Source organism: Pseudomonas sp. zfem004 (assembly GCF_032621715.1).
GTDB classification, from domain to species: Bacteria; Pseudomonadota; Gammaproteobacteria; order Pseudomonadales; family Pseudomonadaceae; genus Aquipseudomonas; species Aquipseudomonas sichuanensis.
The window spans coordinates 239,894-255,214 of record NZ_JAVYJF010000001.1 but is presented as its reverse complement, the minus strand read 5'-3'; the positions used below and the strand labels follow the sequence as shown (position 1 = coordinate 255,214).

16 protein-coding genes are annotated in these 15,321 nt (G+C 64.6%); 11 read left to right on the top strand and 5 right to left on the bottom strand.

Annotated features, from left to right (window positions below; translation table 11 throughout):
- The first annotated feature begins 25 nt into the window (after positions 1–25).
- Genes spoT through RTH46_RS01210 form a run of 3 tightly spaced genes read left to right on the top strand, consistent with a single transcriptional unit; the run spans position 26 to position 3,322 of the window.
- Positions 26–2,134 (top strand): bifunctional GTP diphosphokinase/guanosine-3',5'-bis pyrophosphate 3'-pyrophosphohydrolase, encoded by a 2,109-nt coding sequence (gene spoT / locus RTH46_RS01220; protein WP_153786745.1) that lies wholly within the window; start codon positions 26–28, stop codon positions 2,132–2,134.
- A 23-nt stretch (positions 2,135–2,157) separates the two neighbouring features.
- Entirely contained in the window at positions 2,158–2,538 is a 381-nt protein-coding gene (locus RTH46_RS01215) for a RidA family protein (protein WP_110991989.1), read from the top strand.
- A 58-nt stretch (positions 2,539–2,596) separates the two neighbouring features.
- Positions 2,597–3,322 carry a hypothetical protein gene (locus RTH46_RS01210; protein WP_153786746.1) on the top strand — a complete coding sequence of 242 codons (726 nt, stop codon included), beginning with the start codon at positions 2,597–2,599 and terminating at the stop codon, positions 3,320–3,322.
- A gap of 96 nt (positions 3,323–3,418) precedes the next feature.
- Here the strand turns inward: RTH46_RS01210 and RTH46_RS01205 are convergent, their stop codons facing one another.
- On the bottom strand, positions 3,419–4,276 hold the full coding sequence (locus RTH46_RS01205) for an SDR family oxidoreductase (RefSeq protein ID WP_316904873.1): 858 nt from the start codon (positions 4,274–4,276) through the stop codon (positions 3,419–3,421).
- A gap of 192 nt (positions 4,277–4,468) precedes the next feature.
- Here RTH46_RS01205 and exbB point away from each other — a divergent pair, with 192 nt between their 5' ends.
- From exbB to RTH46_RS01175, 6 genes are all read left to right on the top strand, one after another.
- Positions 4,469–5,434: a tonB-system energizer ExbB gene (gene exbB, locus RTH46_RS01200; protein ID WP_316904872.1), complete on the top strand. Its 966-nt coding sequence runs from the start codon at positions 4,469–4,471 to the stop codon at positions 5,432–5,434.
- A gap of 3 nt (positions 5,435–5,437) precedes the next feature.
- The gene (exbD, locus tag RTH46_RS01195) at positions 5,438–5,866 is read left to right on the top strand and encodes a TonB system transport protein ExbD (RefSeq protein ID WP_110991985.1); all 429 of its coding nucleotides are present in this window, start codon (positions 5,438–5,440) and stop codon (positions 5,864–5,866) included.
- Positions 5,863–6,597, top strand: coding sequence for an energy transducer TonB (locus tag RTH46_RS01190; protein ID WP_316904871.1), 735 nt, complete (start codon positions 5,863–5,865; stop codon positions 6,595–6,597). Before exbD ends, RTH46_RS01190 begins: the two co-directional genes overlap by 4 nt.
- A 94-nt stretch (positions 6,598–6,691) precedes the next feature.
- A complete protein-coding gene (locus RTH46_RS01185) occupies positions 6,692–7,618 on the top strand; it encodes a hydrogen peroxide-inducible genes activator (RefSeq protein WP_153786750.1) in 927 nt (308 codons plus the stop codon).
- Positions 7,619–7,622: 4 nt separating this feature from the next.
- Positions 7,623–9,701 (top strand): ATP-dependent DNA helicase RecG, encoded by a 2,079-nt coding sequence (gene recG / locus RTH46_RS01180; protein WP_316904870.1) that lies wholly within the window; start codon positions 7,623–7,625, stop codon positions 9,699–9,701.
- 78 nt (positions 9,702–9,779) lie between these two features.
- On the top strand, positions 9,780–11,183 hold the full coding sequence (locus RTH46_RS01175) for an aminoacyl-tRNA deacylase and HDOD domain-containing protein (RefSeq protein ID WP_153786752.1): 1,404 nt from the start codon (positions 9,780–9,782) through the stop codon (positions 11,181–11,183).
- A 121-nt stretch (positions 11,184–11,304) separates the two neighbouring features.
- Here RTH46_RS01175 and RTH46_RS01170 read toward each other — a convergent pair whose 3' ends face one another.
- The 4 genes from RTH46_RS01170 to RTH46_RS01155 form a co-directional block, all read right to left on the bottom strand.
- Positions 11,305–11,679 carry a helicase gene (locus tag RTH46_RS01170; RefSeq protein WP_125466073.1) on the bottom strand — a complete coding sequence of 125 codons (375 nt, stop codon included), beginning with the start codon at positions 11,677–11,679 and terminating at the stop codon, positions 11,305–11,307.
- A gap of 142 nt (positions 11,680–11,821) precedes the next feature.
- On the bottom strand, positions 11,822–12,118 hold the full coding sequence (locus tag RTH46_RS01165) for an HU family DNA-binding protein (protein WP_110991978.1): 297 nt from the start codon (positions 12,116–12,118) through the stop codon (positions 11,822–11,824).
- Positions 12,119–12,305: 187 nt separating this feature from the next.
- Positions 12,306–13,454 carry an NAD(P)/FAD-dependent oxidoreductase gene (locus RTH46_RS01160; protein WP_153786753.1) on the bottom strand — a complete coding sequence of 383 codons (1,149 nt, stop codon included), beginning with the start codon at positions 13,452–13,454 and terminating at the stop codon, positions 12,306–12,308.
- A gap of 32 nt (positions 13,455–13,486) precedes the next feature.
- Positions 13,487–13,654, bottom strand: coding sequence for a rubredoxin (locus RTH46_RS01155; RefSeq protein ID WP_008091623.1), 168 nt, complete (start codon positions 13,652–13,654; stop codon positions 13,487–13,489).
- A 153-nt stretch (positions 13,655–13,807) separates the two neighbouring features.
- On the opposite strand from RTH46_RS01155, the gene RTH46_RS01150 reads away from it, so the two are divergent.
- Both RTH46_RS01150 and ubiA read left to right on the top strand, forming a co-directional pair.
- Positions 13,808–14,365 (top strand): chorismate--pyruvate lyase family protein, encoded by a 558-nt coding sequence (locus tag RTH46_RS01150; protein ID WP_153786754.1) that lies wholly within the window; start codon positions 13,808–13,810, stop codon positions 14,363–14,365.
- Entirely contained in the window at positions 14,365–15,255 is an 891-nt protein-coding gene (gene ubiA, locus RTH46_RS01145; protein ID WP_153786755.1) for a 4-hydroxybenzoate octaprenyltransferase, read from the top strand. Before RTH46_RS01150 ends, ubiA begins: the two co-directional genes overlap by 1 nt.
- Positions 15,256–15,321 lie beyond the last annotated feature (66 nt).

The following is a 15,321-nucleotide window of genomic DNA, read 5'->3' as shown; positions in this document are numbered from 1 at the left end:
CTCTTCTTTCGCAAGAGGTGAAACCATGCCGGGTATAGAAGCCCTTGCCGAACGGCTGTCGACTTATCTAGGCCCCGAACAGGTCAACCTGGTTCGTCGGGCCTACTTCTATGCCGAACAAGCCCACGACGGCCAGCGCCGCCGCAGCGGCGAACCCTACGTGACGCACCCGCTGGCGGTCGCCAGCATCCTCGCCGACATGCACATGGACCATCAGAGCCTGATGGCGGCCATGCTGCACGACGTGATCGAAGACACCGGCATCGCCAAGGAAGCCTTGAGCCAGCAATTCGGCGAAACCGTCGCCGAGCTGGTCGACGGGGTCAGCAAGCTGACCCAGATGAACTTCGAGACCAAGGCCGAAGCGCAAGCGGAAAACTTCCAGAAAATGGCCATGGCCATGGCCCGCGACATTCGCGTGATCCTGGTCAAGCTGGCCGACCGCCTGCACAACATGCGCACGCTGGAAGTGCTGTCCGGCGAAAAACGCCGGCGCATCGCCAAGGAAACCCTCGAGATCTACGCCCCCATCGCCAATCGCCTGGGGATGCACACCGTGCGCGTGGAGTTCGAGGACCTGGGTTTCAAGGCCATGCACCCGATGCGCTCCTCGCTGATCCACCGCGCAGTGAAAGCCGCCCGTGGCAACCGCAAGGAGATCGTCGCCAAGATCGAAACCTCGCTGGCCAACTGCCTGGCCGCCGACGGTATCGAGGGCGAGGTCAGCGGACGGCAGAAACACCTCTACGGCATCTACAAGAAGATGCGTGGCAAGCGCCGCGCCTTCACCGAAATCATGGACGTGTACGCCTTCCGCATCGTCGTCGACAAGGTCGACACCTGCTACCGCGTGCTGGGCGCCGTGCACAACCTGTACAAACCGCTGCCTGGGCGCTTCAAGGATTACATCGCGATCCCCAAGGCCAACGGCTACCAGTCGCTGCACACCACCCTGTTCGGCATGCACGGCGTGCCCATCGAAATCCAGATCCGCACCCGCGAAATGGAAGAGATGGCCAACAACGGCATCGCCGCGCACTGGCTGTACAAGTCCAACGAGGAAGAGCAGCCCAAGGGCAGCCACGCCCGCGCCCGCCAGTGGGTCAAGGGCATCCTCGAACTGCAGCAGCGCGCCGGCAACTCGCTGGAGTTCATCGAGAGCGTGAAGATCGACCTGTTCCCGGACGAGGTCTACGTCTTCACCCCCAAAGGCCGGATCATGGAGCTGCCCAAAGGCTCCACCGCCGTCGACTTCGCCTACGCGGTGCACACCGACGTCGGCAACAGCTGCATCGCCTGCCGCATCAACCGCCGCCTGGCGCCGCTGTCCGAACCGCTGCAAAGCGGCTCGACCGTGGAGATCGTCAGCGCCCCGGGCGCCCGCCCGAACCCGGCGTGGCTCAACTTCGTGGTCACCGGCAAGGCCCGCACGCACATCCGTCATGCCCTCAAGCAGCAGCGCCGTTCCGAGTCCATCAGCCTCGGCGAGCGCCTGCTGAACAAGGTACTGACCGGCTTCGACAGCAGCCTGGAGAAGATCCCCCAGGAACGCATCCAGGCGATTCTCGCCGAGTACCGCCTGGAGCTGATCGAAGACCTGCTCGAAGACATCGGCCTGGGCAACCGCATGGCCTATGTGGTCGCCCGCCGCCTGCTGTCTGCCGACGGCGAGGAGCTGCCGGCACCGGAAGGCCCGCTGACGATCCGCGGCACCGAAGGCCTGGTACTCAGCTACGCCAAGTGCTGCACGCCGATCCCCGGCGATCCGATCGTCGGCCACCTGTCGGCGGGCAAGGGCATGGTCGTGCACCTGGAAGACTGCCGCAACATCAGTGAAATCCGTCACAACCCGGAGAAGTGCCTGCAGCTCTCCTGGGCCAAGGATGTCGCTGGCGAGTTCAATGTCGAGCTGCGCGTCGAGCTGGAGCACCAGCGCGGCCTGATCGCCCTCTTGGCCAGCAGCGTCAACGCCGCCGACGGCAACATCGAAAAAATCAGCATGGACGAACGCGACGGTCGTATCAGCGTGGTCCAACTGGTGGTCAGCGTGCGCGACCGCGTGCACCTGGCCCGCGTGATCAAGAAGCTGCGCACCTTGACCGGGGTGGTCCGCATCACCCGGACGCGTGCGTAGTCCGCCAACCGCAAGGAGTCATCATGAGCAAGACTGTCATCACCAGCGACAAGGCCCCTGCCGCCATCGGTACTTACTCCCAGGCGATCAAGGCCGGCAACACCGTCTACATGTCGGGCCAGATTCCGCTCGACCCGAAAACCATGGAACTGGTTGAAGGCTTCGAAGCCCAGACCGTCCAGGTGTTCGAAAACCTGAAGTCGGTCGCCGAGGCTGCTGGCGGTTCGTTCAAGGACATCGTCAAGCTGAACATCTTCCTCACCGACCTGAGCCACTTCGCCAAGGTCAACGAGGTCATGGGCCGTTACTTCGAACAGCCCTACCCTGCCCGCGCCGCCATCGGCGTGGCAGCGCTGCCAAAAGGCGCCCAGGTTGAAATGGACGCCATTCTGGTCCTCGAGTAATACCCCGAGTGACGGGCGGCACGCCCGTCACCGCCCCTCCTGCCCCAAGGTTCTCCCCATGCGCCACGCATTGCCTCTGGCATTGGCAGCCCTGCTCCTGGGCGGCTGCGCCAGCCACAAACCTGAAGATTTCAACGGCACCTGGATCAACCAGGACGCCATCGACGCAGTCGTCAAAAGCGGCCGCGTGAGTGAACCGCTGAACAAGAATGGCATCGAGCTCGAATGGAAGCTGGATGTCGCCAGCCAGAAAGCCAGCTTCAGCAATGGTTTCGAAGCGGTCGACGGCCGACTCAGCGCCAACAAGAACAACTGGCAGGTCAGCTTTGACGGTGGCCAGACCGAACAGTTGGAGCTCGATGGCGACGAGCTTCGGGTCATCAACCCGGCAGGCGCAGAGCAGCGCTTCGTGCGCAGCGAAGCGGCAAGCAACACCCCATTGGGCGGCAGCTTCGAGAAGGCACTGTACAAAGCCTTCCTGGATGGTGACTGGAAGATCGTCGAGGGCCAGGGCCAAGGCACTACCGTGCGCTTCAGTGACACCGGCAATGTCACCGGGCTGCCTGGGGTTGACCGCTTCGCCGTGTGCCTGGCGGGCGATTGCGCGACCATGGGCGGCGGCAACGACAGCATGTGGCTGGAACGCAATCAGCGCGGCGCGCCGTGGATCTTCAAGCGCGATGGCGACACCCTGGAGATCTTCCGGGCAGTTAACCGTGCCCAGCCCGATGAAATGCCCGAGCTGGCTGCCGGCGCCCGGCAGTGGGTGCTGGAGAAGGACTAACGCTCATCGCGGGGCAAGTCGCAGCGGCGCACCGCCGCTCCCACGGATCTTTCGGCTTCGTGGGAGCGGGCTTGCCCCGCGATAGGGCCACAAACCTCAGCTACGCCCCTCCAGAATGGCGGCATACCCCTCTTTATAACTGGGATACTGCGGCACCCACCCCAACGCCTTCGCCCGCGCATTGCTGCAGCGCTTGCTGCCGGTACGCCGCACCCGCTGGTCATCCGACCACTCGGTAACACCCATGTACCCCCGCAGCCAGGCCACCACATCGGCCAGCGGCGCCGGGTCGTCGTCGACACCGATATAGCACTCGTCCAGCACCACACCACGGGCATCGGCCTGCAGCAGGTACGCCAGCAGGCTCGCAGCATCCTCGGCATGGATCCGGTTGCCATACAGCGGTGGCTCCTCGGCGACGCGATAGCCCTGGCGCACCTGGCTCAGCAACCACTCACGCCCCGGGCCATAGATACCCGTCAGGCGTACGACACTGGCAGGGATGCCGCTGCGCAGGGCGAGCTGCTCGGCTTCAAGCATCACCTTGCCGGAATAGCCTTCGGGCTCGGTGCTGGCAGTCTCGTCGATCCACTCACCGTCCTTCTGCGCGAAAACGCTGCTGCTGGACACGAACAGCAGCCGCCGGGGCAGTTTGCCGCCGCGCTGCAGCCAAGCCAGTACATGCCGCAAACCCTCGACGTAGGCCGCCTGATAGCCGGCTTCGTCATGCTGACTGGCAGCCACGCAGTACACCAGGTAGTCCGGGTTACGCTCGGGCCAATCAACCGGCATACGCTGGTCGGACAGGTCGGCGGCGATGGGCTCGACCCCTTTGGGCAACTGCTGGACCGAGCGCCGCAAGCCGCTTACCTGCCAGCCGAGGGCCAGTAGTTGGCGGGCCAGACGACTGCCGACATCACCACAACCTACGATCAAAGCAGATACGTCTGACATGCCAAAACTCCTATTCCTAAAGGAGCAGGCTATAGGGTTCTGGCGATAAACGGCTATACCAAGGTCAAAAAAAGCAATCTCATTACTTTTGTTAACAAGAATTAATTGCAATAATGGCCGTCTTGTCTGTTCTCGGCCTGCTTCGAGGCCTTGGAGAACTCAATCTTTTCCTCTTCATCAGGTCCGGCCAGCATGACACGTACTCAACCTTCCGCTTCGCCAACCACGTCGCGCGCCTGGCGCGCCATTGCCGCGCTGATCTTCAGCCTGGTGCTGGCACCCGTGGCCATGGCCGATGAGCCAACCGCTACCGCCGCCGCTACCCCAGCCGCCGCCACCGCTCCGGCTGCGCCGGCCGCTGAAGGCCAGGCGCCGGTAGACGCAACCGCGCCGGTGGACGCCCAGGCTCCAGTGGACGAGAACGTGCAGCCGCTGGTCGAAGACACCTCGCTGGGCATGGCCCACGACCTGTCCCCATGGGGCATGTACAAGAACGCCGACGTGGTGGTGAAGGCCGTGATGATTGGCCTGGCCATCGCCTCGATCATCACCTGGACCATCTGGATCGCCAAAGGCTTCGAGCTGATGGGCGCCAAGCGTCGCCTGCGTGGTGAAATCGCGGCCCTGAAGCGCTCGGTGAGCCTCAAGGAAGCCAGCGAAGTCTCCAACAAGGAAGGCACCCTGGCCCACACCCTGGTGCACGACGCTCTCGAAGAGATGCGCCTGTCGGCCAACGCCCGTGAAAAAGAAGGCATCAAGGAGCGTGTCAGCTTCCGCCTCGAGCGCCTGGTAGCCGCCAGCGGTCGCACCATGAGCAGCGGCACCGGCGTGCTGGCCACCATCGGTTCCACCGCTCCGTTCGTCGGCCTGTTCGGTACCGTGTGGGGCATCATGAACAGCTTCATCGGCATCGCCAAGACGCAGACCACCAACCTTGCCGTGGTTGCCCCGGGTATCGCCGAAGCCCTGCTGGCCACGGCCCTGGGCCTGGTTGCGGCAATCCCGGCGGTGGTCATCTACAACGTCTTTGCCCGCTCCATCGCCGGCTACAAGGCGCAGGTATCCGACGCTTCCGCTCAGGTACTGCTGCTGGTCAGCCGTGACCTGGACCACCAAGGTGGCGAGCGCGCCGCCCCGCACATGGTGAAAGTGGGGTAAGCCATGGGCCTGCATCTGAACGAAGGTGGCGACGACCTCGCCGAGAACCACGAAATCAACGTCACGCCGTTCATCGACGTGATGCTGGTGCTGCTGATCATCTTCATGGTCGCCGCCCCCCTGGCCACGGTCGACATCAAGGTCGACCTGCCCGCCTCGACCGCCAAGCCGGCGCCGAGGCCGGAGAAGCCGGTGTTCGTCAGCGTCAAGGCCGACAAGAAGCTGTACCTCGGCGATGACCTGGTGGCCCAGCAGGATCAGCTTGGCGCGATGCTCGATGCCAAGACCAAGGGCGACAAGGAAACCACCATCTTCTTCCAGGCTGACAAAGGCGTCGATTACGGCGACCTGATGGAAGTGATGAACACCATGCGCGCCGCCGGCTACCTCAAGGTTGGCCTGGTCGGGCTCGAGACGGCAGCCAAGAAATGACGAAAACGCGCTCAAACATGGCGCGCTACGGCACCAGCCTGGCCTTCGTGCTGGGCGTGCACGTGGTCGCCGTGGTGCTGACGCTCAACTGGTCGGTGCCCCAGGCCATCGAGCTGCCACCGGCAGCCATGATGGTCGAGCTGGCACCGCTGCCCGAGCCCGCACCGCCGCCACCGCCGAAGGCCGCACCGAAGCCGCCGACCCCGGTCGAGGAACCGCCGCTGCCGAAACTGGCAGAAGCGCCAAAACCGAAAATCGCCATCCCCAAGCCGCCCAAGCCCAAGGCCAAGCCGCAGCCGCCCAAGCCTGAGAAAAAGCCTGAGCCGCCCAAGGACGAACCGCCGGCCAAGGAAGACGTCGCGGATACTCCGCCGAGCAATTCGCCACCGCAGAAGTCGGCGGCACCGGCACCGAGTATCGCCTCGAACAGCAATGCCCTGCCGAGCTGGCAGAGCGACCTGCTGCGCCACCTGGCGAAGTACAAGAAGTACCCCGAGGACGCTCGCCGTCGCGGCTTGCAGGGCATCAACCGCCTGCGTTTCGTGGTCGACGCCGAAGGCAAGGTGGTCTCGTTCTCGATGGCGGGTGGGTCGGGCAGCGCGGCGCTGGACCGGGCCACAATGGAAATGATCCGCCGGGCCGGCACGGTTCCCAAACCTCCGGCCGAGCTGTTGACCAATGGCACGATCGAAGTCGTTGCACCGTTCGTCTACTCGCTGGACCGACGCTGACGCTTTTGTTTCTGTCACAAAACAGCAAGTCTGATAACGTGCGTCTATCAATTGCAGCCGCTATGCTGGGGCCGCAACTTCATGGACGCACGTTATGACCCTCACCGAACTTCGCTACATCGTCACCCTCGCCCAGGAGCAGCACTTCGGCCACGCCGCCGAGCGTTGCCACGTCAGCCAGCCCACCTTGTCGGTCGGGGTGAAGAAGCTCGAGGACGAGCTCGGCGTGCTGATTTTCGAGCGCAGCAAGAGCGCGGTACGCCTCACGCCGGTCGGCGAGAGCATCGTCGCCCAGGCGCAGAAGGTCCTGGAACAGGCCCAGGGTATCCGCGAACTGGCCCAGGCCGGCAAGAACCAGCTGACGGCCCCGCTCAAGGTTGGCGCCATCTATACCGTCGGCCCCTACCTGTTCCCGCACCTGATCCCGCAGCTGCACCGCGTGGCGCCACAGATGCCGCTGTACATCGAAGAGAACTTCACCCACGTGCTGCGCGAAAAGCTGCGCAATGGCGAGCTGGACGCGGTGATCGTCGCCCTGCCGTTCAATGAAGCCGACGTGCTGACGTTGCCGCTGTACGACGAACCCTTCTGCGCGCTGATGCCGGCCGACCACCCGTGGACCGCGAAAAAGACCATCGACACCGCCATGCTCAACGACAAGAGCCTGCTGCTGCTGGGCGAAGGCCACTGCTTCCGCGACCAGGTACTGGAGGCCTGCCCCACCCTCAACAAGGGCGGCGAAGGCGCCAAGCACACCACGGTCGAGTCCAGCTCGCTGGAAACCATCCGCCACATGGTCGCCTCTGGCCTGGGCGTGTCGATTCTTCCGCTGTCGGCGGTGCACAGCCACCACTACGCGCCCGGTGTCATCGAGGTTCGCCCGCTGACCTCACCGGCGCCGTTCCGCACCGTGGCCATCGCCTGGCGCGCCAGCTTCCCGCGGCCCAAGGCCATCGAGATTCTTGCCGACTCGGTGCGCCTCTGCTCGGTGGCCAAGGCGCCCGTGGCAGAACCGGCCTGATCCCATGACCGAGCTGTCGAATGTGCCGGTCACCACGCTCAAGGGCGTTGGCGATGCCATGGCGGAGAAACTCGCCAAGGTTGGCCTGGAGAACCTGCAGGACCTGCTGTTCCACCTGCCCCTGCGCTACCAGGACCGCACCCGCGTGGTCCCCATCGGTCAGCTGCGGCCAGGGCAGGACGCGGTGATCGAAGGTGTGGTCAGCGGCGCCGACGTGACCATGGGCAAGCGCCGCAGCCTGGTCGTGCGCCTGGGCGACGGCACCGGTGTGCTGAGCCTGCGTTTCTACCACTTCAGCAATGCGCAGAAGGAAGGCCTCAAGCGCGGCACCCACGTGCGCTGCTATGGCGAGGCCCGCCCCGGCGCCTCGGGGCTGGAGATCTACCACCCCGAGTACCGTGCACTGAACGGCGACGAGCCGGCAGCGCCGGTGGAACAGACCCTGACACCGATCTACCCGACCACCGAAGGCCTCACCCAGCAGCGCTTGCGCCTGCTGTGCCAGCAGAGCCTCGGTCAGCTCGGGCCGCGCAGCCTGCCCGACTGGCTGCCCGACGAGCTGGCCCGTGACTACCGGCTGGCGCCATTGAGCGACGCCATCCGCTATCTGCACAATCCACCGGCTGACGCCGATGTCGATGAGCTCGCCGAAGGCCAGCACTGGGCCCAGCACCGCCTGGCCTTCGAAGAATTGCTGACACACCAGCTGTCCCAGCAGCGCCTGCGTGAAAGCCTGCGCAGCCTGCGTGCACCGGTGCTACCCAAAGCCACTCGCCTGCCCGCTCAGTACCTGGCCAACCTGGGCTTCAGCCCCACGGGCGCCCAGCAACGGGTCGGCAACGAAATCGCCTACGACCTCAGCCAGCCCGAACCGATGATGCGCCTGGTGCAGGGCGACGTCGGCGCCGGCAAGACCGTGGTTGCCGCCCTTGCCGCGCTGCAGGCGCTGGAGGCAGGCTATCAGGTGGCGCTGATGGCACCGACCGAAATCCTCGCCGAACAGCACTTCATCACCTTCAAGCGCTGGCTCGAACCGCTGGGCATCGAAGTCGCCTGGCTGGCCGGCAAGCTCAAGGGCAAGGCCCGCGCCAGCGCCCTGGAGCAGATCGCCGGCGGTGCGCCGATGGTGGTCGGCACCCATGCGCTGTTCCAGGAAGAAGTGCGCTTCAAGCACCTGGCCCTGGCGATCATCGACGAACAGCATCGCTTCGGTGTGCAGCAACGCCTGGCCCTGCGCAAGAAGGGCGTCAACGGCGAGTTGTGCCCACATCAGCTGATCATGACCGCCACGCCGATCCCGCGCACCCTGGCCATGAGTGCCTACGCTGACCTGGACACCTCGATCCTCGACGAGCTGCCGCCCGGGCGAACGCCGGTCAATACCGTGCTGGTGGCCGACAGCCGCCGCTTCGAAGTGGTCGAGCGGGTCCGCGCCGCGTGCGCCGAGGGGCGCCAGGCCTACTGGGTATGCACGCTGATCGAAGAGTCCGAAGAACTGACCTGCCAGGCGGCCGAAAGCACCTTCGAAGACCTCGGCAGCGCTTTGGGCGAATTGCGCGTGGGCCTGATCCACGGGCGCATGAAGCCAGCGGAGAAGGCCGCGGTAATGGCTGAGTTCAAGGCTGGCAACCTGCAGTTGCTGGTGGCCACCACGGTCATCGAAGTCGGCGTGGACGTACCCAACGCCAGCCTGATGATCATCGAGAACCCCGAGCGCCTGGGCCTGGCCCAACTGCACCAGTTGCGCGGCCGGGTTGGCCGGGGCAGCGCCGTGAGCCACTGCGTGCTGCTGTACCACCCACCGCTGTCGCAGATCGGCCGCGAGCGCCTGGGCATCATGCGCGAAACCAACGACGGCTTCGTCATCGCCGAAAAGGACCTGGAGCTGCGCGGCCCCGGCGAGATGCTCGGGACCCGCCAGACCGGCCTGCTACAGTTCAAGGTCGCCGACCTGATGCGCGACGCCGACCTGCTGCCGGCCGTGCGCGATGCCGCCCAGGCCTTGCTGGCGCGCTGGCCCCACCACGTCAGCCCGCTGCTCGACCGCTGGCTGCGCCACGGCCAACAATATGGCCAAGTGTGACGCTCGTCCCATTACAGAACCAGCTTGCCGATCAGGCTGGTTATACTTCGCGTTCAAAGGAATTAGTGGATACAGGCCATGACTGAAGTTGCTCTGGATATCGCAACCCCACACGCACCGTCTGTCATCCGGCTGTTGCTCGAAAAACTCGGCGTGGCCTATGTCGAGGTGCCAGAAAGCCCGAAGCAGCCACCCGCATCGAAGGTTCAGGCCATCCTGCTCGATGACGAGGTCGGCGCCCTGCTGGTGCTGTACCCGCAGAGCAAGCTGCTGGACCTCAACCGCCTCGAGGAGCTGACAGGCCGCAAGCTCAAGGCCGTGCCGTTGCCGCGCCTCAAGCAGATGCTCGACAAGCATCATCTCAAGGCGCTGCCGGCCATTCCGGCACTCACCAGCTCGCCTTGCCTCTACGAAGGCAAGCTGCTCGAGCAAGAGCACCTGCTGATCCAGTCGGGCGAGGTGGGTATCCTGCTGTCGATCAAGCGCGACGATTTCAAGCGTATGTTGCACAAGGCCAGTGCAGGCAGCTTCGGCCAGCCGGTCCGTGAGATTCGCCCCAACCTCGACCGCCCGAATGACGACTCCAAGGAGATCACCCAGGCCGTCCAGGCCTTCACCGCTCGCCGTATCCAGAAGCGCCTTGAAGAAACCATCGAGATCCCGCCGCTGGCCGACACCGCGCAGAAAATCATCAAGCTGCGGGTCGATCCGAATGCCAGCACCGATGACGTCACCGGCGTGGTGGAAACCGACCCTGCCCTGGCCGCCCAGGTGGTCAGTTGGGCAGCATCGCCCTACTACGCCTCGCCGGGCAAAATCCGCTCGGTGGAAGACGCGATCGTGCGGGTGCTGGGCTTCGACCTTGTGATCAACCTGGCCCTCGGCCTGGCCCTGGGCAAGACCCTGAGCCTGCCCAAGGACCATCCGCAACAGGCCACCCCCTACTGGCAGCAGTCGATCTATACCGCTGCGGTCATCGAGGGCCTGACCCGCGCCATGCCACGCGCAGAGCGCCCGGAAGCCGGCCTGACCTACCTCGCCGGCCTGCTGCACAATTTCGGTTATCTGCTGCTGGCCCACGTGTTCCCGCCGCACTTCTCGCTGATCTGCCGCCATCTGGAGGTCAATCCGCACCTGTGCCACAGCTATGTAGAGCAGCACCTGCTGGGGATCAGCCGCGAGCAGATCGGCGCCTGGCTGATGAAGCTGTGGGACATGCCCGAGGAGCTGTCCACCGCCCTGCGCTTCCAGCACGATCCATCGTACGACGGAGAGCACGCGGCCTTCCCCAACCTGGTCTGCCTTTCGGTGCGCCTGCTGCGCTCGCGGGGTATCGGTTCGGGCCCGCAGGACGAAATCCCGGATGCCCTGTTCGATCGCCTGGGGCTGACCCGGGACAAGGCCGAAGAAGTGGTGAACAAGGTGCTGGAGGCGGAAGCTTTGCTGCGTGAGCTGGCCTCGCAGTTCCACGCACCGCACTGATGTAGCCGGTCCTCTGTCCTGTGTCCTGTGGGAGCGGGTTTACCCGCGAATGCGGTGGTCAATCCACAACCGTATTCGCGGGTAAACCCGCTCCCACAGGTGCATTGCGCTGTGTTGTCTATCAGCCCTTCTTCTTCGGCTTCAGGTATTTCATCAAGCCCTGGAACCAGATCACCAGCGCCGGGTTGCCCTTGATCTGGATGCTCTTGTCCTGAATGCCCTGCATGAACGCCAGTTGCTTGTTGCCCGCCTGCAGGGTGGCGAAGCCGTAGCCGGCATCCTTGAACGCAATGGCGAACGCCGGTTGCGGGTGCAGGCCGCCCTTGCTGCTGATGCGTTGATCCTTGACCACGAAATGGCGGGCCACCTTGCCGTCCAGCGTCTGCATCTGGAATACCAGGTCCTTGTCCTGCAACTGCTGCTGGAACGCCGGGTTGTTGCGGCTGGCCTTGGCCATCAGCAACCCCATGGCCCAGAGAAGAAAGCGAAACTTCATCAACGCGCCTCGATTGAAAAATGACTGAGGCGCGCAGTTTATCCGTTTCCTGGGCGGTTTATGCAAGTTCGCCGCATTTTCACCGCAGAAACACAACGGGCGCCTCAAGGGCGCCCGTTCGAATGACCGTTGTTGCTGCCGATCACTTCTTCTTGGCAGGCTTGGCCGGTACGTTGACGCTGTCGCGCAGGTTCTTGCCTGGCTTGAAGGCGACGGTGTTGCTGGCCTTGATCTTGACCGGCTCGCCGGTTTGCGGGTTCTTGCCGGTGCGGGCGCCACGGTGACGTTTCTCGAAGGTGCCGAAACCGACCAGGGTGACGGTGTCCTTGTCGAGTGCGCCGGTGATGCTGTCGAGAATCGCGTTCAAGACCTGGTTGGCCTTTTCCTTGGTCAGATCGGCCTTGTCGGCGATGACGGCGGCGAGTTCTGGTTTACGCATAGTGAAGCCTCTTTGACGGAATTCTTGTTGTTATGCCGTGCTGCCAAGGGCGGCAGCGTTCAAGGCACCGCAGGCTCTAGGCTGCGGTAGACGCCAGTGAGAATGGCACGCCGTCCGGGGCCGCGCCAGTACCTGGGCGGCCATTGTCGCGGCAAGAACAGGAGAAATCCGACAGAACGCCCGCCATTTACGCCATCAGCGGCGGCAACTGGCGATTCAACGCCAGTTTCTCCATGACGGCCGCGCCTGTGAGGGCGTAGCCCAGCAGCTGGCCGTCAGAGCCGTGGCACAGCACCTTGAGGTCGGCGCCGCTGCCTTCCACCTGCCAGGTACCTTCCTGACCGGCGGGTGGGGGTGACACCACCAACGGGCAGGCCGGGGTCTTCACGGTGACGGGCATCGGCCCATAAGCGACCGCCGTGGGGTTGCCGGCCAAGGTCTGGGCAAGGGCACGGGCGCAGGTCATCAGGGGCATGACGTACAGCAGATTGATGCCATCGACCTCGGCGCAGTCGCCCAAGGCAAAGATATTGGCGTGGGAGGTGCGCAGCTGGCGATCGACTACCACGCCACGGTTCACCTGCAAACCGGCGGCGGCCGCCAGGTCGGTGCGTGGACGCAAGCCAATGGCCGAGACCACCAGGTCGCAAGGGATCACACTACCGTCGGAGAGGTGCGCGTCGAGGGCCGCCCCGACCCGCTGCAGGCGGGTCAGCACCGGCCCCAGGTGGAAGCGCACGCCCAGGCCCTCGAGGCCCGCCTGCACGGCATTGGCAGCGGCGGGATGCAGCAGGGTCGGCATCACCTGCTCGCACGGCGCCACTACGTCGCACTGGTAGCCGCCCAGGGTCATGTCGTTGGCGAACTCGCAGCCGATCAGGCCGGCACCGAGGATCAGCACCCGCTGCTTGCCAGCGGCGGCAGCCCGGAAGCGCGCGTAGTCCTCGAGGTCGTTGATCGGGAACACCTGGTCGCCGGCATCGCCTTCAACCGGCACCTGCACGGTCTGCGCGCCCCAGGCCAGGATCAGGTCGCGGTACTCGACCGCTTCTTCACCGATCCACAGGCGCTTGTGCCCCGGGTCGATACCGCTGATACGGGTATGGGTGCGAACCTCGGCCTTGAGCTGCTCGGCCATCGCGCCGGGCTCGGCCATGCACAGGCCGTCGGCGTCCTTGCCCTTGGCGAAACCGGTGGAGAGCATCGGCTTGGAGTAGGAGCGACCGTCGTCGGCAGTAATCAGCAGCAGCGGCGTTTCACTGTCGAGCTTGCGAAATTCGCGGGCCAGGTTGTAGCCGGCAAGGCCGGTGCCGATGATTACCACGGGGGACGTCATGCAGGTGCTTCCTCTTTCCAGTAAGGGTGCGATCAGCCGATGGCGATCATTTCGAAGTCGCTCTTGCCCACGCCGCAGTCGGGGCACAGCCAGTCTTGCGGCACGTCTTCCCAACGGGTGCCTGGGGCGATGCCGTCATCCGGCCAGCCTTCGGCTTCGTCGTAGATCAGGCCACAGACAATACATTGCCACTTCTTCATGGGGGGTCGTTCCTCGGTCAGGCTTGATGTGTCGCTGCTGATGCCCCGCGATAGAGGCACCGCGCAATCTGGTCCGGGCTTTGTACTGTATGCAAGCCGCCAGGGCAATCATGCTAAGCTCGCCGCCTCTCTGGCTGTCACAAGCATACCGACGTGTCGTACGAAACCCCGCAAGCAGCCGCTGTCGCGTGGCTGCCGTATTCACAACTGGCGAGCACGCTCGACCAGCCGACCCTCGACTGGCTGTTCGACCAAGGCTCCCTGACCCGCCGCCTGACCCAGCTGTCCCACGACCACTTCAGCGTCACGCCCTTGTTCGAAGGCTGGCAGCCGCTGCGCGATGACGAATGCGCAGCGCTTGGCCTTGCGCCCGGCGAAGAGGGCTGGGTGCGTGAGGTCTACCTGCGCGGCCATGGCCAGCCCTGGGTGTTCGCCCGCAGCGTGGCCGGGCGCAGCGTGCTGGAACGCGGCGGCCTGGACCTGGAAACCCTGGGCACCCGCTCGCTCGGTGAGTTGCTGTTCTGCGACCAGGCGTTCATCCGCCACCCCATCGAGGTGTGCAGTTATCCACAGGGCTGGTTGCCTGCCGAGGCCGCCCATGCCGGGCTGTGGGGGCGGCGTTCGCGCTTCGAGCGTGCCGGCCTCGACCTGCTGGTGGCTGAGATTTTCCTGCCGGCGCTGTGGCAAGCGGCCAAGGAGGCAACCTGCTGATGTACCTGCAACTGCTCAAATCGCTCAACCGCCTGCACCCACGGGCCTGGGACTTCGTCCAGCTGAGCCGCATGGACCGCCCGATCGGCATCTACCTGCTGCTGTGGCCGACGCTGATGGCCGTGTGGATCGCCGGCAATGGCGCACCCAGCGTGGCCAACGTGCTGATCTTCGGCCTGGGGGTGGTGCTGATGCGTGCCGCCGGCTGCTGCATCAACGACTTCGCCGACCGCAAGGTGGACGGCCACGTCAAGCGCACCGCCGACCGGCCGCTGGCCAGTGGCAGGGTCAAGCCACGGGAAGCCTTGGCATTGTTCGCCGTGCTGGTGGGGGTGAGCTTCCTGCTGGTGCTGTGCACCAACGCCCGCACCGTCTGGCTGTCGTTCGGCGCCGTGGCCCTGGCGTTCTGCTACCCGTTCATGAAGCGCTACACCTATTACCCGCAGGTGGTGCTGGGTGCCGCGTATTCCTGGGGCATTCCCATGGCCTTCACCGCCGCCGGTGGAGAACTGCCGGCCGCCGCCTGGCTGTTGTACATCGCCAACCTGCTGTGGACGGTGGGCTATGACACCTACTACGCCATGGTCGATCGTGACGACGACCTGAAGATCGGGGTGAAATCCACCGCCATCCTGTTCGGCGAGGCTGACCGGGTGATCATTCTCACCCTGCAGCTGCTGTCGCTGGGCTGCTTGCTGCTGGCCGGCAGCCGTTTCGAGCTGGGGGGCTGGTTCCATCTGGGGTTGCTGGCGGCAGCGGTGTGCTTTGCCTGGGAATTCTGGTCGACGCGCAAGCTGGACCGAGAATCGTGCTTCAAGGCGTTCCTGCACAACCATTGGGCGGGGATGTTGATCTTTATCGGGGTGGTGCTGGATTACGCGTTGCGTTGACCTTCACTGCCCCTGTGGGAGCGGGTTTACCCGCGAATGCGTCGGTGAGTCCACCATCGCATTCGC